Consider the following 21,240-nt stretch of genomic DNA (forward strand, 5'->3'; position numbering starts at 1 on the left):
GGAATCCGCTGCGACAGGCGGGAAGTCGGGTTCCATCGCGGGCCGATTCGGGGAATTCCCGGCCCGCTGGGGCCGGGGCGCGATCGGGCAGAGTCTGCAAGAGCAGTTGGCGCGGATCTCACGCAGCCCCTTCGGGCCGAGCGAGGAGGAGGTGCGGGCCAATGTGGCGGGCGAGGCCAGCGCCGACGCGGCGCTGGCGCTGCACGACGCCGAACTGGCCACCGCCGAGGCGCAGCCGGAGGCCCCGCGCGATCTCACCGCGGCCGCCTTCTTCGATGTGGACAACACGATGGTGCAGGGCGCCTCGATCGTGCACTTCGCGCGCGGACTGGCCGCGCGCAAATACTTCAAATCCGCCGATCTGGTCGACATGGCGTGGAAGCAGGTGAAATTCCGGGTCACCGGCAAGGAGAACAGCACCGATATGGCCAGCGGCAAGGAGAAGGCGCTCGCCTTCATCGCGGGCCGCTCCACCGCCGAATTGGCCGCACTCGGCGAGGAGATCTACGACGAGATCATCGCCGACAAGATCTGGCCGGGCACCCGCGCGCTGGCGCAGATGCATTTGGACGCGGGCCAGCAGGTGTGGCTGGTCACGGCCACCCCGGTGGAGTTGGCCCAGGTGATCGCCAAACGCCTCGGCCTCACCGGCGCGCTCGGCACGGTGGCCGAGAGCGTGGACGGCAAATTCACCGGTCGCCTCGTCGGCGATATCCTGCACGGCCTCGGCAAAGCACACGCGGTGCGCACCTTGGCGATTCGCGAGGGGCTCAATCTCAAACGCTGTACCGCCTACTCCGACAGCCACAATGACGTGCCGATGCTGACACTCGTCGGCACGGCCGTGGCCATCAACCCGGATTCGGATCTGCGCGAGGTGGCCAAGAATCGCGGCTGGGAGATTCGCGATTTCCGCACCGGACGCAAAGCCGCCAGGGTCGGCGTGCCCACGGCATTGGTATTGGGCGCGGCGGGCGGCGCGGTGGCCGCGGTGATCAGCCGCCGCCGCGAAGGCGGAGGTACGCGCTAGCCGGTAAAAGCGTTGCGGCGCTTGGTGAGCAGTTTGTACAGGGTCTGCTGGATGTTCTCGCGGACCTGATCGGTGACCTCGAACATGCTCATCGGGTCGTCGGCCGCCTCGGGTTCGTAATCCGTTGTGGAAATGGGGGTTCCGAATTCGATGTACCACTTGGACGGCAGCGGCACCGCACCCAGCGGACCCAGATGCGGGAACAGCGGCGTCACCGGGAAGTACGGCAGTCCGAGCAGCCGGGCCAGCGGCTTGATATCGGCCAGTTTCGGATAGATCTCCTCCGAACCGACAATGGCGCAGGGAATGATGGGCGCGCCCGTACGCACCGCTGCGGCCACGAATCCGCCCCGGCCGAAGCGTTGCAACTTGTATCGGTCGGCGTAGTTCTTGCCGATGCCCTTGAAGCCCTCCGGAAAGACACCGGTGAGTTCGCCGCCGCGCAGCAGGCGTTCGGCATCGGGACGGCAGGCCAGGGTGTGTCCGGCCTTGCGGGCCAGCACCCCGAGGACCGGCAGTTCGAAGACCAGGTCGGCGGCCAGCAAACGCAGCGCCCGCTGTTTGGGGTGCCGGTCGTGCACGGCCAGTTGCAGCATCAGACCGTCCAGCGGGAGGGTGCCCGCGTGATTGGCCACGATCAGCGCCGCACCCGCCTCGGGGATGTTCTCCATACCACTGACCTGCACCCGGAACCACAGCTGCGACAGCGGCCGCAGCGCGGGCAGCAGCAACGATTCGAGCAGGTGCTCGTCGAAGCCGAATTCGTCGACCTGGTAGTCGCCGGTGATCCTGCGGCGCGCGAATTCCGCCGCCCGCGTGATCGTCTTGCCGATCTCACCCCGGATCGCATCCGAGATCGATTGCGGCGCTTGCGGTTCGACAGCGGCCAACCGGTCCGACAGTGAGGTCACCGGCGCGGGCTCACCGCCCGATGGCCAGCGCCGCGCCGCCGGACGCGGCCGCGGCTCCGGTAGGTCGTGCAGGTGGATGACCTTCGCTACCTCGTTCATGACTGTGCTCCCGTACCGGCCCCGACCAGGCCGAGCAGTTTCCGTTCCGCCACATCGATCCAGCCGGGATCGATGACGGGCCGCAGCGCTGCGCCCCCGATGTAGTCGTCGAATGCCTGCACCGTCGTCCAGCGCGGATGGAAGCCGAGCTCGGTGCGCATGCGAGTGGTGTCCAGCCCGCAGCCGAAATGGAAATAGTCGAGCTGCTCGCCGGTGAACTGCCGCAGCACCGGCCCCATCAGAACCCGTCCGGCGGTGCGGAACAGGATAAACGGGATCGGCAGTTCGAGACGTCCGGCGCGCCGCACCGCCTGCGACAGGGCCAGCGCGCCATCGCCCGCGATATTGAACGTGCCGCCGCGACCGGCCGACGCGGCCTCGGCCAGCGCCGCCACCGCGTCCTCCTCGTGCACGAACTGCAGGCGGGCATCGCGGCCGAGAACCGTCGGGGTGAACGGGGGACGCAGATACTGCGCGCCACGACCCGCCATCCGCGGACCGACGATCGGCGCGAATCGCAGAATGGTCGCCGCGATATCGGGCCGTCGTCGCGCCAAACCCCGGACGAATCCCTCGATTTCGATCATGTCGCGCGCGAACGAACCACTCGGCGGGGTGCGCGCGCTCATTTCCTCGGTGAATTTCGCCGGATCCTGCGCGCTGGTGCCGTAGATCGCCGAGGAGGAACGCACCACGACCCGGCGCACCGACGGCGTCTTCTGACAGACGGCCAGCAACTGCATGGACCCGAGCACATTGAGGTCCTTCATCACCGCGCGACCGCCGCCCGACGGCGGGCGGGTGAGCATACCCGCGTGGATCACCGTATCGACGTTGTTTCCGCCGATCACCTTGCGAATCAAGGGATTTCGAATATCGGCCCGGACGAGTTCGGCGCGGCCCATGCGGCGGCGGAGCTCCGGACCGGGGGTCATGGTATCGACGGCGATGACACGTTCGATCCGGGTGTCGCGCACCAGGCGGGCCACCGCATTGCCACCGAAGAAGCGGCTGGCACCGGTCACGAGCACCACCCGAGGTGCGTTGTCGATCGCCCGCGTCTGGTCGATAACGTCAGAATCCACCACCGGATCCCACCTGCTCTATTGATGTTCTCGTGGCCCCCTGATCCCATTCAGAGTAGCCGCTGTCACGGGTGACCCCGAGGGTATTTACCAGCTTCTAACGATGACTTCAATCACCCGAAACAGACATTGCCGCCGCGATGCCGCAACTAATTTCGAATCCGAAATATGGGATGAAAATTCATGGCGCTGTGACGGTGCACACACGTCCCGGAAATACGAACAGGCCCGCCACCGTGACGGTGGCGGGCCTGCCGCTCAGGCGCGCTTACTTGCCGAGTTTGCGACGCTGAACACGCGTGCGGCGAAGCAGCTTGCGGTGCTTCTTCTTCGACATACGCTTGCGGCGCTTCTTGATCACAGAACCCATAGGGTTGTTCCTCGCGTTCTCTCTACTCGGCACGCACGCCTTCACGTACGTTCGTTGTCGGTCGTTCGGCAAGCCTCACGCCCCATGTCCGCGCCGCCGGGAACCACGGTGCACCGCAGCGGTGCCCGGCGGCGGGCGAACACGAACCGAGGGTTCATCGTACCGGCTCGTCTCGATCCGGCACTATGCAGGGGTGCGGGGCTTGACCGGCCTGATTCGACCGACCTCAACCAGCATCGAAGTAGGACGTCTCCAGATAGTCGTGCACCGCTTTGGCATGAACCCGGAAGGATCTGCCGACCCGCACCGCGGGCAGCTCGCCGGAATGCACGAGCCGGTACACCGTCATCTTGGAGACCCGCATGAGACCGGCGACCTCGGCGACCGTGAGGAACTGTGTTCCGCCGCCTAGTACGGGCTGAGCGCCCCGACCGCCCGGTGCACCGGCACCGGACGACCCGCCATTATTAGCCGACATCTTGTTCGAAGACATCATCGCACCATTGACCTCCGGCACGTCCGCGCCGCCGGCTTCCCCACCGGCGGAACAGACACGCACGTGCTCCTTGAAGCTTAGCGGGGCCAGTGGGATTACTGCGACGGGTGTGAGAAATCGGGTTTTCCGATTGAGAACCGACCGGTCATCGGACCGATGCGCGATGTTTCATTCACCGCCCACCGGAGCGTTTTCCGGATGGCGAGAGAGTTATCCCTCCACACCGCTGTGTCTGATTGCGGCGCTCGCGGGTCCCTCCGTGGTCACGCTGCGCTACCTCCTCCGGTCCCGTCGCTCACGCCGCGGTGTCTGATTGCGGCGCTCGCGGGTCCCTCCGTGGTCACGCTGCGCTACCTCCTCCGGTCCCGTCGCTCACGCCGCCCTGTTCTGCAGAACGATCCTTCGCGGCGTGCAGTGCCTCGTAGAAAGCCGAGCGGACACCGCCGCGCTCGAGTTCGCGCACGGCCGCCGCGGTGGTGCCCGCGGGCGAGGTGACCGCAGCGCGCAGCTCGACAGGGCTCTGATCGGACTCGTCGAGCAGGGCGGCCGAGCCGACCATGGTCTGCACCACGAGTTCGGTGGCGATATCCCTGGACAGGCCGAGACCCACGCCCGCGTCGATCATGGCCTCGGCGATCAGGAAGAAATAGGCCGGACCCGAACCGGAGACCGCCGTCACGGCGTCCATCTGGGATTCGGCGACGGTGGCTACCCGACCGACCGCGCCGAGCATCTCGGTGACCTGAGCCAGTTGCTCGGCATTCACATACCGACCCGGCGCCACCACGCACATGCCCTGACCGACCAGCATCGGCGTATTCGGCATGACCCGCACCACCGGGAATCCGGCGGGCAGCGGCCGCTCGAGTCGGGCCGTCGGCACGCCCGCGGCAAGCGAGACCAGCACCTGGTCCCCGTCGCCGCCGATGACGGCCTTGCTCAGATCGGTCAGCACCGCGTCCACATCGCCGGGTTTGACGGCGATGACCACCAGGTCCGCGCCGAGCGCGGCATCCTCGACCGATTCGGTGACCCGCACCTCGAATCGGCTCGCGAGCTGGGTCGCCCGGTCCGCGTGGGGCTCCACGATGACCAGATCCTTCGCCGCCCGCCCGGATTCGAGCAATCCGGCGACCAACGCCTCACCGATCCGACCGCCGCCGATCACCGCAATCCTCGTCATGGGATTCAAGACTAATGGGCGCAGCAGACGAAGCCGTCCGTCGCCCCGCGCATGGCCGGAGCGAAGGCGGAGGTGCGCCTGGACGGCACACCCGCGAACTGTTCAGTCGGTCAGTCGCGCCCCGCGTGCGAATGCTCCGGCGCCTCGGTAGGGGGTGTGTCGGCGGACCCACCCAGATGGGTGCGGGCGAACTCCAGGGTGCGGCGCAGCATGGCGACACGCTCGGTGGCGGTCCGCGCGTTCTGGGTATTGATCTCGGCCACCGCGTGACCGGTGAATCCGGTGCGAACCAGCATGGCGCACACCTCGGCGCACGGCTGGGCGCCCTCGCCGGGAATCAAATGTTCGTCATGGGCCGCGCCGCGTCCGTCGGCCAGATGCAGGTGTGCCAGGCCGTTTCCCATGCGCGCGGCCAGCGCCAGCGGATCCGCGCCCGCCGTGGCCGTATGCGACAGATCGAGGGTGTAGTGCCGGAAACCCGTGTCGGTCGGATCGAAGGACGGGCTGAAGGCCGTCACCGCCAGGCCGGGGCCGCCGCGCTTCTCGAGGCGTTTCACATCCGCGCCGCGCCGAAACAGGGTGTCGGCGCGCATGGGGAACATATTCTCCACCGCGACCCGCACCGGACTCGCCTCCTCGAGCTCACCCACCTGATCGGCGAAATTCTCGGCGTAGCGGCGCTGCCACCGGAACGGCGGATGCACCACCACGGTGTCCGCACCGAGCGCCTCGGCGGTGTGCACACTGCGTACCAGCTTGGCCGCCGGATCCGCGCCCCAGACCCGCTGCGAGATGAGCAGGCACGGCGCATGCACGGCCAGCACGGGCACACCGTACTTGTGCGCGTACGCCTGCACGGTGGCAATGCTCTGGCTTGCCGGTTCGGCCCACACCATCAGCTCGATGCCGTCGTAGCCGAGTTCGGCCGCGTAGCGGAAGGCGGCCTCCGCGTTCTGCGGATACACCGAGGCCGTGGACAGGCCGACCAGGATCGGCGCGGCGGAACCCGCCGGATCCTGTTCGCGCGTGCCGCCGGCCTGTTCGGAATTCCCCACAGCCGCTCCCTGACTCAGTTGGTGCTGAGTAGGAAGGCTAGCGGCCCCAGCGTGACGAAGCTGCCGACGACCACCGCGATGACCGTGGACAGGATGTCGTCGGTGCGACGCAGGATGCGAACCAGAGCGACCAGACCGAGGATCACCACCATGGCCAGGGTCAACGCGACCCACGGCAGCATCTCCCACATGCGCTCGAAACCCTTGAACAGCAGCATGCCCGCGACGGCGGCCCCTACGCTTTGCCCGCCGAGGATCAACCACTGCTTGCGATTGTCGGCCTCGGTGGGTTTGGCGACGCGGGCGCGGCGACTGGCGGAGCGGCCGGGGCGCGGGGACTCCGGTTCGGCCTCGTCCGCGACGTCGTCGACATCCTTGCGCAAGCTGACCGAGGCGTAGACCTCGGTCCTGTTCTCGTCGGCGAAATCGTTGTCGGCGGCGCGACCGCGCTTGCCGCGGCCCTTGCGCCCCTCAGCGGCGCGCTCGGCCCGGTCCACCCCCTCGCGCATCAGGTCGCCCGCCACCGTGGGGCCGGACAGCAGTTGCTGATCCTGGCTGGCCAGCGACCAAGCGGCCGTCATACCGCCGGTCTGCGGTGGCGGCTCGGGCGATTCGGCGGACTTGTGCCTGCGCGCGGACCACGCAGGCAGCGCGGATCCCCGCCTACCGTTTCGTCGATCCGAATCGCCCTGCGGCGCTTCGGGATTCGATCCGCGTGACCAGTCACGCTGCTCCGGGATCTCGCCCGAGCGCGGCGCGCCGGCCCTGGACCGATCCCGCTGCTCGGGGATGCCACCCGACGGGGGCGCATAGCCGTTCGGCCCGAACTCGGGCGCGCGACCTGCCGGGTCGGCCCCCGGAGTGCGCCTCCCGAACTCCGGAACCCGGCCCTTCGCGTCGAACTCCGGTGCGACGCTGTTCGCGCCGAACTCGGATACCCGACCATTCGGACCGAACTCGGGTGCACGGCCAATCGAGCCAAGCTCGGGCGCACGGCCAATCGAACCAAGCTCAGGCGCACGGTTGCTCGCTCCGAACTCTGGAGCGCGACCGTTCGGCCCGAACTCGGGCGCGCGCGGCATGAACTCCGTCGCGTGACCATTCGCACCCAACTCCGGACCGCGACCATTCGCACCGAACTCTGGGCCGCGACCATTCGCACCGAACTCGGAGCTGCGACCATTCGCACCCAACTCCGGACCGCGACCATTCGCACCGAACTCGGGTACACGACCCGGACCGAATTCCGGCGCATGACCATTCGGGCCGGGCGTGCGGCCGGGCAAGGCGGTTTCGGGCGCACGAGCGGGTTCGGCGATCCGACCCATCGGCCCCGACTCCGGGGCACGACTATCCGGGGCGAAACCGCCCGCCGCCTCCGCGGCCTCCTTCGCGCGGCGACGCGCGGCGCGACCGCCCGGCTTCGGCTCCTCCGGCGCGAATTCCGGCGGGGTCTCCCGCAGCGGACGCGCCTGCGCGGCACCCTCGATGGTTTCGGGACGATGCCTGCGACCGCCGAAACCCTCCGGCACGTCGGGCGTGCCGAGCGGGTTGTACATGGTGATCGGACCCGACATCGGCGAATACGCCACCGGGGCGGGCTGTTCCGGCCCACCGTAGGGAACCGGTTCGGGCGCTTGATAATTCGTGGCCGCGCCGGGAGCGGCGGAATGGGGCGCCGCGGGCGCGGACGGGTCCTCGGCCGCCTCGTCCTCGGGGGCGGCGTGCGCGGAATGACCGCTGCCGACCCGGATGACGGGCAGATCGCCGGTCAGTTCGGCGACCGAGATGCCTCGGCCGCCGCGCCTGCGCCTGCCGCCGCTCGCGGCGGGGGCCGCGCCCTGCTGACCGTTTCGGGCAAGCAGTTCCGCGACCGAAAGCTGTTTCTCACTCACGAAGGCACAACTCCAATCGGGCCCGATAGGGGCGCGCCGCCACCCGGTTCCTGGCGGTCGTCGGCCGCCGGGCCGGGGGTGCACTTGGCGGTGGGTCCGCCGTTCATATCGGTATCCAGTTTGCGCAGGATCAGCCCTTCGCGCAGCGCCCACGGACAAATTTCCAGGGTGTCGAGCGATAGTGCCCGCATACTCGCCTCCGCGACCAGCGCGCCGGCCACGAGCTGCTGCGACCGATCCGAACTCACGCCCTCCAATTCTGCACGGTCGGCGGCCGTCATTCGGGAGATGAACGCGATCAGTTGGCGCAGACCGGAACTGGTGAGGGTGCGGCGCACCCTGGTGCCCGCCGCCGACGGCGCGGCGCCGGTGAGTCGGGCCAGCGAGCGGAAGGTCTTGGAGGTGCCAACGGCCAGGTCGGGCTTGCCCGGTTCGATGAGTTGTTTGGCGGGGGTGACCAATTCGGCGTCGAGCCAGTCGCGCAGCACCGCGATGCGGCGCTTGCCGGGCGGATCCTCGCGCAGCCACTCCCTGGTGAGTCGGCCCGCGCCCAATTGCAGCGAGACCGCGACATCGGGGGCCTCGTCCGCGCCATTGGTCATTTCCAATGAGCCGCCGCCGATATCGAGGTTCAGGATGCGGCCCGCACTCCAGCCGTACCAGCGGCGCACCGCGAGAAAGGTCAGTCTCGCCTCGTCGACGCCCGCGAGCACCTCGAGATCGACGCCGCTCTCGCGGCGGACCCTGGCCAGCACCTGTTCGGAATTCGTGGCTTCCCGCAGCGCCGACGTAGCGAAAGGCATGAGCTCCACGCACCGGGACGTCTCCGCGATGCTGGCGAATTCGGCCACCGTATCGATGAGTCGACGCGCACCCGCCTCGGTGATCCGCCCGTGGCTGTCCATGTTCTCCGAGAGTCGAAGGGTGGCCTTCGTCGAACTCATCGGCATGGGGTGACCACCACGATGGGCGTCCACCACCAGCAGGTGCACGGTATTGCTTCCGACGTCGAGTACCCCTAGCCGCACAAAGAACACGGTACTGGGTCGGCCGCCGCAACAGGTCACGCGATCGAACTGTTAGCGTCTCGCCTGTGACGGTAGGCGCATCCGGTAAGTCCACTCCCCGGCCCCGACCAGCGGGAAAGATCGATCCGAGCCCCGAGGTCGATCTCGATTTTCCCCGCGAGTGGATCGAGTTCGTCGATCCAGCAAATGACGAGCATCTGATCGTGGCCGACCTGACGTGGCTGCTGTCGAAGTGGACGTGTGTCTTCGGCACGCCCGCCTGCCAAGGCATCCTGGCCGACCGTCCCGACGACGGCTGCTGCTCGCACGGCGCGTTCCTGTCCGACAAGGACGATCGCAGACGGTTGCAGCAGGCTGTGAAAATGCTCACTGCCGAGGACTGGCAGCTCATGGGTGAGGCCCGCGACGCCGACGGGAAGATCGGTAAGAAGGGCTATCTGGAACTGGATGACCTGGAGGACGAGCCCGCCCTGCGCACCCGCCGCCACGAGGGTGCGTGCATCTTCCTCAATCGGCCGGGTTTCGCGGGCGGGGTCGGCTGCGCGCTGCACCGGATGGCACTGCGCAAGGGCATCGAGCCGCTCGAGGTGAAGCCGGATGTGTGCTGGCAGTTGCCGATCCGCCGCACCCAGGACTGGGTGGACCGCACCGACGGGGTGCAGATCCTGCGCACCGTGATCACCGAATACGACCGGCGCGGCTGGGGTCCCGGCGGTCTGGATCTGGACTGGTACTGCTCCGGCTCCCCCGACGCGCACGTCGGCGCGCGCCCCGTGTGGCAGTCCTACGCCCCCGAACTGAAGGAACTGCTGGGCGAACCGGCCTACGACGAACTGGCCCGACACTGCAAGCGACGCGAAGGTCTGGGACTCATCGCCATCCACCCGGCCACCGTGCACGCCGACCGGATGCGCACGGCCGACCAGACGGCATAGCTGTGGGAGAGCCGATCGGTCGGCCCAACAATGGCAGAGCCGACCAGACGGCATCACCGCGGCAGAGCCGACCGGTCAGCCCAACCGATCGGACCGCCTGATCGAAGGCGGAGTTGCCCGCCGGGTCACACGACGGTAGTGCGCACTTCACCGGAATACGGTTCGATATGCGGTTATGTCCAAAAAAGTCCTGACCCTCGCGACCCTCGCCGTCGGAGCGGCACTCACCGCGCCCGGCCTCGCGCATGCCGAACCCGCCGACACCACCAAATTCTCCGATCGCACGGCGGAATTCGTGAACTTCTCCGACCCGGCCGCGATCAACGCGCAGGCGCAGGGCAAACAGCTCATCGTGAGCCCCTACGGCACCCGCAACACCATCGCCTGTCGCGGCGACGGCGCGGCCGTCCCCCTCTATGACTGCATGCAGGAGGACGCCTTCGGGTGGATCACCCTGAACAAGCAGGACACGCCGCTGGGCACCGCCTGGGTGCACATCGTGTGACCACTGATCCGGGTCCGGTGCTGTGTTTGATCTGCGGCCTCCCGGTGACCTACGTGGTCACGCTGCGCTACCGCCTCCAGCCACGTCGCTCGGCCGCGGTGTCCGATCTGCGGCCTCCCGGTGACCTACGTGGCTACGCTGCGCTACCGCCTCCAGCCACGTCGCTCGGCCGCGGTGTTCGATCTGCGGCCTCCCGGTGACCTCCGTGGCTACGCTGCGCTACCGCCTCCAGCCACGTCGCTCGGCCGCGGCCGGGCCCGGATCACGCCTCGAGCTTGTATCCCAGGCCACGCACCGTCACCAGGTGTTCCGGCTTGGCCGGATCGCCCTCGATCTTGGAGCGCAGCCGCTTGACGTGCACATCGAGGGTTTTGGTGTCGCCGACATAGTCCGCGCCCCATACCCGGTCGATGAGCTGACCTCGGGTGAGCACCCGGCCGGAATTGCGCAGCAGGTATTCGAGCAGGTCGAATTCCTTGAGCGGCAGGGTGACCGGTTTGCCGTTGACCAGCACCGTGTGCCGATCGACATCCATCCGCACCGGACCGGCCTCCAGCACGCCGGATTCACTGCCGCCATCCAGATCGTCGCCCGCGCCGCGCCGCAGCACCGCGCGGATGCGCGCGATGAGCTCACGCGCCGAATAGGGCTTGGTCACATAGTCGTCGGCGCCCAGTTCCAGGCCGACCACCTTGTCGATCTCGCTGTCGCGGGCGGTCACCATGATCACCGGAACACCGCTGCGGGTGCGCAGTTGCTTGCACACATCGGTGCCGCTCATACCGGGCAGCATCAGATCCAGCAGCACGATATCCGCGCCGGAGCGATCGAATTCGGCGAGCGCGGAGGGTCCATCGCCGACCACGGTGACCTCGAATCCCTCCTTGCGCAGGAGAAAGGCGAGCGGATCGGCCAGCGACTCCTCATCCTCGACGATCAGAACACTCGTCATCTGCGTGCCTCCACACCGTTGGTTCGACCCGGCCCCATGGGACGCGGGCTTATTTCTCTCGTGCCCACTGCGGATTCGGCGGAATCCTCATCACCGTCGGTCTCGTGGTGGGCGGGTATTCGCAGGGTGAATGTCGATCCGGTCCCCAGTTTGCTCCACAGGGTGATCTCACCGTTGTGGTTGGCCGCCACATGTTTGACGATAGCCAGCCCGAGGCCGGTGCCGCCGGTGGCGCGCGAACGGGCCTTGTCGGAGCGGAAGAATCGCTCGAACACCCGCTCCTGGTCCTCCTTGGCGATACCGATACCGCGATCGGTGACGGCCATGGCCACATGATCGCCGCGCAGCGAGCGGCTGACCGAGACGTGCGAGCCGGGCAGTGAATAGGCGATCGCATTCTCCACCAGGTTGGACAGGGCGGTGACCAGCAGCGTCTCATCGCCGAGCACCTCGAGGCCGCTGGGCCGGTCGGTGCTGACGGTGATGCCCGCGGCCTCGGCGGCGGTGCGGGACCGGTCCACGGCCTGGTTGACCACGGTGTCCACATCGACCACCGACAGGTCGGGCAGTTTCTCCGCACCCTGCAGGCGCGAGAGCGCGATCAACTCGGTGACCATCTTGCCGAGGCGGCGCGATTCGCCGAGGACCCGCTGACCGAAGTGCCGCACCGCGTCCGGGTCGTCGGCCGATTCCAGCAGTGCCTCGGCCAACAGGCTCATCGCGCCGACCGGCGTCTTGAGTTCGTGGCTGACATTCGCCACGAAATCGCGGCGGGTGGCCTCCATGCGGGCCTGTTCAGAATCGTCGTCGGCGAACAGAACGGTGAAGTTGGTCTCCTCGCGCGAGAGCGGCCTGGCCACCCCGCGCACGGCGATGCGGCTGCGGCCGGGCATCGGATTCTTCGCGGTCAGGTCGAATTCGGCGGATTCGCCGGAGGCCAGCACCTTCTCCACGGCGGCCCAGGCGCGCTCGTCGAGCAGACGGTTGCGGACCAGGCCCAGTTCCTCCGCGCGGGGGTTCACCAGCACCACGTCGCGGTACTCGTCGACGACGGCGATACCGCTCTCGGAGGCGAGCACGATGAGGTCGAGCACCTGGGACATGGTGAGCCCCGATTCGGCCTGGCGGCGCGCGGCCTGCCTGGCATTCATGTAGGGGATCAGTAGCCCGCCGACTGCCAGACCTACGACGGCCGCGACAACTGCCAGCAGCACGGTCTGGGGAACACTCACAGTTGAATCGTACGATCGCCGACCGACGCGCCGAGCACAGGTACTCGAAGTTTCACGCAGGTCACAGGCGATTGTGCCACCGTTAGCCTGCCGTTCACGCTCTGTCCGCCTCTCCGCGACTTTTGCCGGTCGTAAGTGCCTCGACTGTCGGTCACCGGACCTGCGGTTGAGCAACACTCGACCTTTGGGCGTTCCCGGTGAGTTACCCGGACTCTCACGAAATCAGTTGTTACGTCGAATAGTCAGGGGCTGCTCCAATTCGTCGGCACCCGCCGCCATGGCGGCAGTCACTGTGCGTCCATCCGCCTCCCCGCGACTTCTGCCGGTCGTAGTGCCTCGACTGTCGGTCACCGGACCTGCGGTTGAGCAACACTCGACCTTTGGGCGTTCCCGGTGAGTTACCCGGACTCTCACGAAATCAGTTGTTACGTCGAATAGTCAGGGGCTGCTCCAATTCGTCGGCACCCGCCGCCATGGCGGCGGTCACTGTGCGTCCATGTTTGTCTACCCAGTCACCGAGGGCGTAGAGGGGGATCAACAGGTCCGTGCCCGCGGTGGTGAGTCGGTATTCGACGCGCGGTGGGGCCTCGGCGTAGCGGTGGCGCTCGACCAGGGCCATCCGTTCCATGCGGCGCAGGGTCTGGGTGAGCATCTTCTTGCTGATGCCGCCGATGGCCGCGCGCAACTCGCCCGGACGCATCGGACCCTCGCGCAGCGTGTACACCACTACCGGCAGCCAGGAGTTGCCGAACAGGTCGACGCCGAGTCGGGCCGGGCAGTCCGCCTCGTAGTCGCCGTAGGGCGGTAGGAACTGAATCGGTTCGGCCTGGTCGAGCGTCATTGATCCCACTATGCCAAGCCGTTGGGCACCCGCGGGTGCCTATCGGGGTGCCTAGTTTCTCGAATGTTGTTCTCTCGAATGAGGAGTTGAGATGCGAATCGGGATCATCGGTGCCGGCGCGATGGCGCGGGCATTGGGTGCGGGGTGGGTCGCGGCCGGGCACGAGATCCGCGTCGGTGCGCGTGATGTCGGCGCGGCCGAGGCGGCGGCACGGGAACTGGGCGGCGCGCGGGCCGGAACCATCGCCGCGGCGGTGGATTTCGGCGAGGTGCTGCTGCCGGCCATCCCGCCGAGCGCCTGGGATGACGTATTGCGTTCCGCACCGGAGGGATTCACGGGCAAGGTGCTGATCGACTGCTCCAACGCGTTCATTCCGGACGCGGCCGCGGGCGAAGGGATGACGGCGTTCGTGCTCAGCGAGGAGGCGGTGCCCGAGCGCATCGCGGCGAGTGTGCCGGGCGCGAGCGTGGTGAAGGCGTTCAATCTGTGCGCGGCGGAGGTATGGGCGTCGCCCGCACGGGAATTCGAGGGTCGCCGACTCGGGGTCCCGCTGTGCGGTGACGAGAACGGTGTGCGGGTCGTCTCGGGGCTGATCGAGGATCTGCGACTGCGACCGATGCCCGCGGGTGGACTGCACCAGGCCAGGTATTTGGAGGCGATGTCGGTGCTCGTGGTCGGGCTCTGGTTCGCCGGACATGATCCGCGCGCGGCGCTGCCGCCGCTCGACGCCGCGTTCGCCGAAGTCGACTGAGCCGAAATCAACCGGGCCGAGATACCGGAAGGGCGTCTTCGTGCGACGCCGTTGTCGCGCGAAGACGCCCTTCGAATCCGCCACTACCAGCCGGGATTACCGCGCACCGGCAGGTTGACGAAACTCGGGCGGGCCGGGTCGAGTTGCAGGTGCTGCGGGCGCAGACCGGTGTCGAGCAGCAGTGGGAGGACGGGCAGGCCCTTCGGGAAGTTGCCCGCGTAGACGTCCACGCGCAGCCGGTGGCCGGGTCGCAGCACCGCCTCGGTGGCGGGCAACGCGATATCCAGCGTGGTCGCCTCCCCCGGCACGGTCGGCTCGCGCCGGTCCAATGAGGTGAACGCGCGCGGATCGGTGTAATCGCCACTGGCGGAGCGAGAACTGTTGGCCTCGTCGACCTGCCGCAGCGAGGCCATCAACTGCCCGGAGGACAGCACACTCGAACGCCCGTCCGGCGCGACATCGTTCACGGTGACGACCCAGTAGCCGTCGGCCGCGTCCTGAACGGTATTGAGCCGCACCGCGATCGGACCCGACAGGTCGGTCGCCTCGGCGACCGGTTCGCTGGTGAAGGTCAGTCCGTTGAGTTCCTCGACGCGGGAATCCTTGGCGCAGCCGTCGATGATCGACAGCGCGCCCGCGCTGCCCTGCGCGGCGTCATTGGAGCACAGGCTGGTCAGCCCCGGTGCGACGGTGAGCCGCGCGTCCTCGGAAGTGGCCGTGCCGCTGAGGGTTCCGTCGTAGCCGCTGTTGGCGGTGCCGCTGCGGGCGGCGGACAGGTACATCCTGCGGTACTCGGCCGCGTCGGCGCCGGTGGCCGAGGGTCCGAAACCGCCGCTGGTCACCCAGCCGCCGCCCTGCTGCCGCAAGGTCACCGGACCGAATCGGTCGATCCCGTTGTCGATGTCTTTGAGCCACTTGTCGAACCAGGCCCGCTGCAATACATCCAGCCGCGGCGGCAGGCCGGGTTTGCCGTATTCATTGCCCGAATTCACGTGGTAGGTATTGCCCATCAGCAGTTGCTTCTGCCCTGCGGGCAGCGGAATCTCGTTGTAGATCTTGGATTCCGAATAGGTGAACAGATCGTGCCAGCCGCCGGTGACGAAGGTGGGCACCTGGATTCGGCTCGGCTCACCGAACCAGGCCTGACGCGGCGCGGATCCGTCGGTGAGCAGTTCCTTGGCGCGCGTGTCGAGATCGTCCACCTTGGTGGCGGTGTAGACGTTGAGCAGCACGTCCATGAAGGTCAAGGGATCTCGGGCGCGGTCGGCCAGCCAGCGGGTGTCGAGGCGTCCGTCGAGCGCGGCGGCCAGATCGGGAATCAGCTTGAGCCCGTTGATCGCGGTGAGCCACAGCGGAATGAAATTGAATCCGAAACCGCCACCGGGGGCGAGTACATCGTCCACCAGATCGCTGCCCGGCACCACCGGGAAGATGGCGCGCAGCGCGGGCGGGCGCTCGGCCGCGACCTGCACCTGATTGATCCCCGAATAGGAGATGCCGTTCATGCCGATGCGACCGTTGGACCACGGTTGCCGAGCGGCCCAGTCGATCACCTCGACGGTGTCGCGCTGCTCGCGTTGGCGCAACATATCCCAAACCCCTTGGGAGAAACCGGTTCCGCGCACATCGACGACGACCTGGGTGTAGCCGCTGCGAATCAGTTGCCGGTCCACGGTGAAGTTGCGCAGTTCGCCGCCGCCGAATGCCTTGGTCATATCGGTGACGCCGGACAGCGGGGTGTCGCTGAAGTCGATCTGTCGGAAGAACTCGAGCAGCGCGTCGGAGAGTCCCGGAATGGACTGCGCGTGATCGGCGAGGTTGGAGACGAGCTTGGTGTAGGGCGTCAGATTGACGACGGTGGGTGTCGGCGTATCGATCGGGCGGCCCGAATCGTCCGCTGGGTGATAGACATTGCCCTTCAGAACGGTGCCGTCGCTCATCGTGATCGGGACATCCCAGTCAATGAACACTCGCGGATACTGTTGCGGCCCATCGTGGGTCGCGGTCCAAGCGGCCCCGGCGGCGCCTCCATCGGGGCCGGTCGAGATCGGGACTGCGGAATCCGGGGTGGGGGCCGCCGGATCCGAGAGGGCGGGGGCCGCCGAGGCTCCGGAGGCGAGGAAGGGGACGAGCACCGCGGCGACGACGGTCGCCACGGTGGCCCGCAACGCGTACTTCATCGGACGTGATCCACCTCTCGTACTGGTCGGACGTCCGAAAGCTAACATACTTACCTGTCGGTAAGAAACCCGAGTAACATCAACGCATTCGGCCGGTCAGAAGGGTTTGAAACCCGAACCCGGACCGCCCGCCCGATCGATATCCCCCAGGACCAGCGCCATCGTGGTCGACAACTCGGGCTGATGCAGCAGATCCCCGCCGCCCTTGCACAGCGGCAGCGGCACCGTCACCGGCCCCGCCTTGAAATCCGATCCGGCCACCACCATCCCGACCAACCGATCCCCGGCCAACACAGGCGCGCCGGAATCACCGTGATTGGCGCAGACCTGACTGCGGAACCAGGCCCGCTTGGTCTCCCACGCGACACCGCAGGTGAAACCGGTGGTGCGGCCGTTCTTGCAGACCGTATCGCCGACCTTCGGCGGCTCGCCGACCCCGTTGATCACCGACTGCGCAACCTGCCGGGTCGGCGTCACCCGCGCCGGATCGAATCTGACGACGGCCCAGTCATTCTCGGCCGATTTGGCCGCCACCACACCCAATGTGCCCGACTTCGGCGAATATTCGGCCGCCACCCGCATACCGACCTCACCGCAGTGGCCCGCGGTCAGCCCGACCAGCGTATTCGTCTTGTCGAAACCGATTGCGGTGAGCGTGCATTCGCTGACCGTGTCCGGCTCGGAGGTCTCGATGAACAGACCGGAGCCACCGCCGAGCACGGCGGGACCATCCACCGCCGCCGCCGGACCCGCGCCCAGTGCCGGGGCGGCCGCGAGCAGCGCCGTCGCCGCGAGCCATCGACCGAGCCGAGCCATCACTGCCACCACGCACACTCTTTTCGCTCACCCGGACCCGCCGGAGCGTACGAGCAGGCCCCGCACCGCGTACCCCCGGCGCGGCGGACCGAAATCCCCCCTGGCAGAAAGCATCTCAACGGCCGAACAAGCTCATCGACGCTGGCGAGGGTACCAAGCCGGACCGAATGGCGGCCAGTCACCGACGAAGACCGTGAGCAGGTCGTGACACAACACCCCGAACACGACACTGCGCCGCAACCGGAGCGGCTGCGGCGCAGTGGATTTCGCGGCGGGCTACGATCGGCCGCCCTGATTGGCGACGGCGGCCGCGCCCGCGGCGGCAGCCGCCGGATCCAGATACTCCGCCGCACGCACCGGACGCAGATTCTCGTCCAGTTCGTAGCGCAGCGGGATGCCGGTGGGGATATTCACACCCGCGATATCGGCATCGGAGATACCGTCCAGATGCTTGACCAGCGCGCGCAGCGAATTGCCGTGCGCGGCGACCAGCACCGTCTTGCCCGCGCGCAACTCCGCGGAGATGGTCGACTCCCAGTACGGGACCATCCGATCGACCACATCGAGCAGGCACTCGGTCTTGGGCACCTCGATACCCGCGTAGCGCGGGTCGCCGGTCTGGCTGTACTCGTCGGCGGCGTCGATGGGCGGCGGCGGGGTGTCGTAGCTGCGCCGCCACAGCATGAACTGCTCATCGCCGTACTCGTCGCGGATCTGGGCCTTGTTCTTGCCCTGCAGCGCACCGTAGTGCCGCTCGTTGAGCCGCCAATCCCGCACCACCGGAATCCAGTGCCGGTCGGCGGCGTCCAGGGCGATATTGGCGGTGCTGATCGCGCGGCGCAGCAGCGAGGTGTAGACGATATCGGGCAGCACACCGTGCTCGGCCAGCAGTTCCCCGGCGCGTTTGCCCTCGGCGATGCCCTTGTCGGTCAGATGGACATCCACCCAGCCGGTGAACAGGTTCAGCGCGTTCCATTCGCTCTCGCCGTGGCGCAGCAGCACGAGGGTGTACGTCATATGCGCCATTGTTGCAGGTCCGCTCGACGCGGGTGGCATCGGCGAGGTGGGAGGTCCCTCCGGCGATGGGCTCAGTCCGCCATCTCCGCGAGCACCCCCGCGCCGACGAGGGTGGCCCCGTTGGTGATTCGGGACCGCACCACCCGCAGTCGATCGAGGAAGCGCAACCGGGCGTGCTTGGTCACGGCCGCACGCAACGGTGTCCACAGTGGTTCGCCGGACTGCGCGAAACCGCCGCCGACCACCACCACCTCGACATCCAGCAGGGCCGCGGCCGAGGCAATGGCCTGACCGAGCGCGGTGCCCGCGCGATCCAGGGCGGCCAGCGCGATCGCATCACCGTCGCGGGCCGAAGCCGCCAAATCCTCCCCCGTCCTTCCGGACCAACCCTGCTCCCGCGCCCAGCGCGCCGAGGACATGCCGCTCGCCACCGCCTCCACGCAGCCGACCCCGCCGCAGCCGCACGGCGCCGCCCAGCCGGGCACCACGATATGACCGACATGCCCGGCATTCCCGGTGCGGCCCAGCGCGACTCGACCGTCGAGCACCACACCGCCGCCGATTCCGGAGGAGACGGTCATGGCCAGCCCGTCGGGCACACCGCGCAGCGCGCCCGACCGGTGTTCGGCCAGCGCCAGGCAGGCGCCGTCGATCGCCAACCGGACGCGGGCCACCGGGAACAGGTCCTGCACGGCGGCGACCAGTGCGAACCCGTCACACCACTCCGGGATGTTCAGCGGCATGATCACCCCGCGCGGCACATCGACCGGCCCCGCCGCACCGATGCCCACCGCGTCGACCCGCCGGGTGTCCGCCACCGCGCGCAGCAGGTCACGACACGCGGCCCACACATTCGCGCTCGGCACGGCGACCTGCCGCACTTCTCGCACCCGGCCTGCGCGCACCACCCCCGCCGCGAATTTGCTCGCACCGATATCGAGCGCGATCACCGTCATCGCGCCTGCGCTCAGGGCTGGTCGGATTCGATGAGATGCGCGAAGGCCCGCAGGTTCTTCAGCGATTCACCGCGCTCGACCCGCCACCGCCATTCCTTGCGAATGGATTCGGCGAAGCCCAGTTCCAGCAGCACATTGAAATCGGCGTCGACCGCCTCGAGCACCTGACCGAAGACCCGATCCAATTCGTCAGGTGTGACGGCATGCGCGGCGATCCGGCCGACCAGGTAGATATCGCCCACCCGGTCCAGGGTGTAGGCGACGCCGTAGAGGCGGCGGTTGCGGCGCAGCAGGAATTTGTAGACGCCCTCGAAGTTCTCGTCGGGTCGGCGGCAGACGAAGGATTCCACCCGCACGCTGTGCTTGCGCGCGGTGAGCATGACGGTGGTCTCGAGTTTGCGCTCACCCGGCAGGACGACCACGAAGGTCTCTTCGCTCGGGTGGGTGTACTCGATCTCCCGCGCGCGCAGGGTCTCCTCGATGACTCCGATCATCGCGCTCACTGCCGCACTCCCGTCCTGCGCCGCCACAGCGCCCGCGACCTGGCCTGACCGCCTTCGCCGAGCGCGCGCTCCAGGCTAACCCGCTCCCCGAGCGCACGGGACAGGTCGTGATCGACGCGGTAACTGTCGATGGCCGCCGAATAGCTCGCCAGCAGGCCGTCGGCGGTGTGCGCCCAGGAGAAATTGGCGGCGTGGGCCTCGGCGCGGCGACCCATGCGGCGCAGGCGTTCCGGATCGGCGAACAGGTAGGTCAGCGCGTCGGCCCAATCGGGGATGCGGTGGCCGGGGACCAGCAGACCGGATTCGCCGTCGCGTACGGCGGTGCCGAGTCCACCGACGTCAGCGGCCAGGACCGGGGTGCCGCTGGCCTGCGCCTCGATGGCGACCAGACCGAAGGATTCGTTGTAGCTGGGCACCGCGACCAGGTCGGCGGCGCGATACACCTGGACCAGCCGGTCCGGCGGCTGCGGCGGCAGGAACGTGACGCTGTCGGCGATGCCGAGCGCGCGCGCCAGTTCGATCAGCGCGTCGGGCCGCTCCAGTCCGGTGCCGGACGGTCCGCCGACGATCAGCACCCGCAAAGCTCCCGGATCCCGACGCAGCACCTCCGCCGCCGCGGCGACCAGCACGTCGGGGGCCTTCAGCGGCTGGATGCGGCCGACGAAGGCGACGATCTTCTCGTGCACCGGAAGACCCAATTCGGCTCGCGCGGCGGCCTTGGCACCGGGGGAATACCGGGTGAGGTCGGCGCCGGGCGGCACGATATCGATGCGGCCGGGCGCGGCGGCGTACAGGTCGACCAGTTGCGCGGCCTCGTCGGCGGTATTGGCGACGAGCCGATCGGACTGCTCGATGACCTGCTTCTCGCCGATCTCGCGGGTCTTCGGCTCCGGCAGGTCGCCCGCCGCCAGCGCGGCGTTCTTCACCGCGGCCAGTGTGTGCGCGGTGTGCACCAGCGGCACCCGCCAGCGCTCCTTGGCCAGCCAGCCGACCTGACCCGAGAGCCAATAGTGCGAATGAATGAGGTCGTAGTAGCCGGGCTGCTGCCTGGCCTCCTCGCGCAGGACTTCGGCGGCGAACGGGCACAGCTGGGTGGGCAGATCGTATTTGTCCAGCCCCTCGAACGGGCCTGCGACCACATTGCGCACCAGGACGCCGGGCGCGGCCTGCTGGACCGGCGGGAGGTGCGAGGAGGTGGCGCGGGTGAAGATCTCCACCTCGGTGCCGCGTGCCGCCAGTTGCCGGGCGGTTTGCAGCACGTAGACGTTCATGCCGCCCGCATCGCCGGTGCCGGGTTGCGCCAGCGGTGAGGTGTGCACCGACAACACGGCGATCCGACGGGGCCGTACGTCCGGGCGTTGACTCACATATCCATAGTGCACGGTGGATCGACGGACTCA

The 21,240-nt window shown here is 68.1% G+C and carries 20 protein-coding genes and 1 pseudogene; 4 read left to right on the forward strand and 17 right to left on the reverse strand.

What is annotated here, in order from left to right; translation table 11 throughout:
• The first annotated feature begins 82 nt into the window (after positions 1 to 82).
• Positions 83 to 1,030, forward strand: coding sequence for an HAD family hydrolase (locus D5S18_RS09685; RefSeq protein ID WP_239003720.1), 948 nt, complete (start codon positions 83 to 85; stop codon positions 1,028 to 1,030).
• Here D5S18_RS09685 and D5S18_RS09690 read toward each other — a convergent pair.
• The 8 genes and pseudogenes from D5S18_RS09690 to D5S18_RS09725 all read right to left on the reverse strand — a co-directional run bounded on the left by D5S18_RS09690 (position 1,027) and on the right by D5S18_RS09725 (position 9,152).
• On the reverse strand, positions 1,027 to 2,040 hold the full coding sequence (locus D5S18_RS09690; protein WP_120039482.1) for a lysophospholipid acyltransferase family protein: 1,014 nt from the start codon (positions 2,038 to 2,040) through the stop codon (positions 1,027 to 1,029). The two genes, D5S18_RS09685 and D5S18_RS09690, sit on opposite strands and share 4 nt — an antisense overlap.
• Positions 2,037 to 3,128, reverse strand: a complete 1,092-nt coding sequence (locus D5S18_RS09695) for an NAD-dependent epimerase/dehydratase family protein (RefSeq protein WP_439651099.1) — start codon at positions 3,126 to 3,128, stop codon at positions 2,037 to 2,039. Before D5S18_RS09695 ends, D5S18_RS09690 begins: the two co-directional genes overlap by 4 nt.
• A 265-nt stretch (positions 3,129 to 3,393) precedes the next feature.
• Positions 3,394 to 3,495, reverse strand: coding sequence for a 30S ribosomal protein bS22 (locus D5S18_RS09700; protein ID WP_003402602.1), 102 nt, complete (start codon positions 3,493 to 3,495; stop codon positions 3,394 to 3,396).
• Between the two features lie 226 nt (positions 3,496 to 3,721).
• On the reverse strand, positions 3,722 to 3,973 hold the full coding sequence (locus D5S18_RS09705) for a helix-turn-helix domain-containing protein (protein WP_120039483.1): 252 nt from the start codon (positions 3,971 to 3,973) through the stop codon (positions 3,722 to 3,724).
• 358 nt (positions 3,974 to 4,331) lie between these two features.
• Positions 4,332 to 5,174 carry a pyrroline-5-carboxylate reductase gene (gene proC, locus D5S18_RS09710; protein WP_120039484.1) on the reverse strand — a complete coding sequence of 281 codons (843 nt, stop codon included), beginning with the start codon at positions 5,172 to 5,174 and terminating at the stop codon, positions 4,332 to 4,334.
• Between the two features lie 110 nt (positions 5,175 to 5,284).
• Positions 5,285 to 6,166 carry a sugar phosphate isomerase/epimerase family protein gene (locus D5S18_RS09715; RefSeq protein WP_120040480.1) on the reverse strand — a complete coding sequence of 294 codons (882 nt, stop codon included), beginning with the start codon at positions 6,164 to 6,166 and terminating at the stop codon, positions 5,285 to 5,287.
• Positions 6,167 to 6,243: 77 nt separating this feature from the next.
• A pseudogene (locus D5S18_RS36580) lies at positions 6,244 to 6,486 on the reverse strand (Rv0497 family membrane protein); the annotation flags it as partial.
• A 1,634-nt stretch (positions 6,487 to 8,120) separates the two neighbouring features.
• Positions 8,121 to 9,152: a Ppx/GppA family phosphatase gene (locus D5S18_RS09725; protein ID WP_239003639.1), complete on the reverse strand. Its 1,032-nt coding sequence runs from the start codon at positions 9,150 to 9,152 to the stop codon at positions 8,121 to 8,123.
• A 119-nt stretch (positions 9,153 to 9,271) separates the two neighbouring features.
• Between D5S18_RS09725 and D5S18_RS09730 the strand changes: the two genes are divergently transcribed.
• On the forward strand, positions 9,272 to 10,087 hold the full coding sequence (locus D5S18_RS09730; protein WP_120040484.1) for a DUF3109 family protein: 816 nt from the start codon (positions 9,272 to 9,274) through the stop codon (positions 10,085 to 10,087).
• A 175-nt stretch (positions 10,088 to 10,262) separates the two neighbouring features.
• Positions 10,263 to 10,592 carry a hypothetical protein gene (locus tag D5S18_RS09735; protein ID WP_120039485.1) on the forward strand — a complete coding sequence of 110 codons (330 nt, stop codon included), beginning with the start codon at positions 10,263 to 10,265 and terminating at the stop codon, positions 10,590 to 10,592.
• Between the two features lie 262 nt (positions 10,593 to 10,854).
• On the opposite strand, the gene D5S18_RS09740 is transcribed toward D5S18_RS09735, so the two are convergent.
• From D5S18_RS09740 to D5S18_RS09750, 3 genes are all read right to left on the reverse strand, one after another.
• Positions 10,855 to 11,544: a response regulator gene (locus D5S18_RS09740; protein ID WP_120039486.1), complete on the reverse strand. Its 690-nt coding sequence runs from the start codon at positions 11,542 to 11,544 to the stop codon at positions 10,855 to 10,857.
• Positions 11,541 to 12,776 carry a sensor histidine kinase gene (locus D5S18_RS09745; protein WP_120039487.1) on the reverse strand — a complete coding sequence of 412 codons (1,236 nt, stop codon included), beginning with the start codon at positions 12,774 to 12,776 and terminating at the stop codon, positions 11,541 to 11,543. Before D5S18_RS09745 ends, D5S18_RS09740 begins: the two co-directional genes overlap by 4 nt.
• 418 nt (positions 12,777 to 13,194) lie before the next feature.
• Positions 13,195 to 13,617 (reverse strand): winged helix-turn-helix transcriptional regulator, encoded by a 423-nt coding sequence (locus D5S18_RS09750; RefSeq protein ID WP_120039488.1) that lies wholly within the window; start codon positions 13,615 to 13,617, stop codon positions 13,195 to 13,197.
• 91 nt (positions 13,618 to 13,708) lie between these two features.
• On the opposite strand from D5S18_RS09750, the gene D5S18_RS09755 reads away from it, so the two are divergent.
• Positions 13,709 to 14,368 (forward strand): NADPH-dependent F420 reductase, encoded by a 660-nt coding sequence (locus tag D5S18_RS09755; RefSeq protein WP_120039489.1) that lies wholly within the window; start codon positions 13,709 to 13,711, stop codon positions 14,366 to 14,368.
• 83 nt (positions 14,369 to 14,451) lie between these two features.
• Here the strand turns inward: D5S18_RS09755 and D5S18_RS09760 are convergent, their stop codons facing one another.
• The 6 genes from D5S18_RS09760 to mshA form a co-directional block, all read right to left on the reverse strand.
• The gene (locus tag D5S18_RS09760) at positions 14,452 to 16,548 is read right to left on the reverse strand and encodes a CocE/NonD family hydrolase (RefSeq protein WP_120039490.1); all 2,097 of its coding nucleotides are present in this window, start codon (positions 16,546 to 16,548) and stop codon (positions 14,452 to 14,454) included.
• Positions 16,549 to 16,644: 96 nt separating this feature from the next.
• Positions 16,645 to 17,364, reverse strand: coding sequence for a S1 family peptidase (locus D5S18_RS09765; protein ID WP_120039491.1), 720 nt, complete (start codon positions 17,362 to 17,364; stop codon positions 16,645 to 16,647).
• 276 nt (positions 17,365 to 17,640) lie between these two features.
• Positions 17,641 to 18,381 carry a phosphoglyceromutase gene (locus tag D5S18_RS09770; RefSeq protein ID WP_120040486.1) on the reverse strand — a complete coding sequence of 247 codons (741 nt, stop codon included), beginning with the start codon at positions 18,379 to 18,381 and terminating at the stop codon, positions 17,641 to 17,643.
• Between the two features lie 71 nt (positions 18,382 to 18,452).
• A complete protein-coding gene (locus D5S18_RS09775) occupies positions 18,453 to 19,337 on the reverse strand; it encodes an ROK family protein (RefSeq protein WP_120039492.1) in 885 nt (294 codons plus the stop codon).
• Positions 19,338 to 19,348: 11 nt separating this feature from the next.
• On the reverse strand, positions 19,349 to 19,831 hold the full coding sequence (locus D5S18_RS09780) for a type III secretion system chaperone family protein (protein ID WP_203236701.1): 483 nt from the start codon (positions 19,829 to 19,831) through the stop codon (positions 19,349 to 19,351).
• 5 nt (positions 19,832 to 19,836) lie between these two features.
• Entirely contained in the window at positions 19,837 to 21,207 is a 1,371-nt protein-coding gene (gene mshA, locus D5S18_RS09785) for a D-inositol-3-phosphate glycosyltransferase (protein WP_120039493.1), read from the reverse strand.
• Between the last annotated feature and the right edge of the window lie 33 nt (positions 21,208 to 21,240).

This window comes from Nocardia panacis (genome assembly GCF_003598715.1).
Taxonomy (GTDB): Bacteria; Actinomycetota; Actinomycetes; order Mycobacteriales; family Mycobacteriaceae; genus Nocardia; species Nocardia panacis.

What these genes read in the sequence shown, in the direction of transcription:
- D5S18_RS09690 (WP_120039482.1), bottom strand. Translation starts at nt 2,040, where the DNA reads ATGAACGAGGTAGCGAAGGTCATCCACCTGCACGACCTACCGGAGCCG.
- D5S18_RS09700 (WP_003402602.1), bottom strand. Translation starts at nt 3,495, where the DNA reads ATGGGTTCTGTGATCAAGAAGCGCCGCAAGCGTATGTCGAAGAAGAAG.
- D5S18_RS09780 (WP_203236701.1), bottom strand. Translation starts at nt 19,831, where the DNA reads ATGATCGGAGTCATCGAGGAGACCCTGCGCGCGCGGGAGATCGAGTAC.
- D5S18_RS09750 (WP_120039488.1), bottom strand. Translation starts at nt 13,617, where the DNA reads ATGACGCTCGACCAGGCCGAACCGATTCAGTTCCTACCGCCCTACGGC.
- D5S18_RS09760 (WP_120039490.1), bottom strand. Translation starts at nt 16,548, where the DNA reads ATGAAGTACGCGTTGCGGGCCACCGTGGCGACCGTCGTCGCCGCGGTG.
- proC (WP_120039484.1), bottom strand. Translation starts at nt 5,174, where the DNA reads ATGACGAGGATTGCGGTGATCGGCGGCGGTCGGATCGGTGAGGCGTTG.
- D5S18_RS09740 (WP_120039486.1), bottom strand. Translation starts at nt 11,544, where the DNA reads ATGACGAGTGTTCTGATCGTCGAGGATGAGGAGTCGCTGGCCGATCCG.
- D5S18_RS09735 (WP_120039485.1), top strand. Translation starts at nt 10,263, where the DNA reads ATGTCCAAAAAAGTCCTGACCCTCGCGACCCTCGCCGTCGGAGCGGCA.
- D5S18_RS09765 (WP_120039491.1), bottom strand. Translation starts at nt 17,364, where the DNA reads ATGGCTCGGCTCGGTCGATGGCTCGCGGCGACGGCGCTGCTCGCGGCC.
- D5S18_RS09705 (WP_120039483.1), bottom strand. Translation starts at nt 3,973, where the DNA reads ATGTCGGCTAATAATGGCGGGTCGTCCGGTGCCGGTGCACCGGGCGGT.
- D5S18_RS09775 (WP_120039492.1), bottom strand. Translation starts at nt 19,337, where the DNA reads ATGACGGTGATCGCGCTCGATATCGGTGCGAGCAAATTCGCGGCGGGG.
- D5S18_RS09770 (WP_120040486.1), bottom strand. Translation starts at nt 18,381, where the DNA reads ATGACGTACACCCTCGTGCTGCTGCGCCACGGCGAGAGCGAATGGAAC.
- D5S18_RS09755 (WP_120039489.1), top strand. Translation starts at nt 13,709, where the DNA reads ATGCGAATCGGGATCATCGGTGCCGGCGCGATGGCGCGGGCATTGGGT.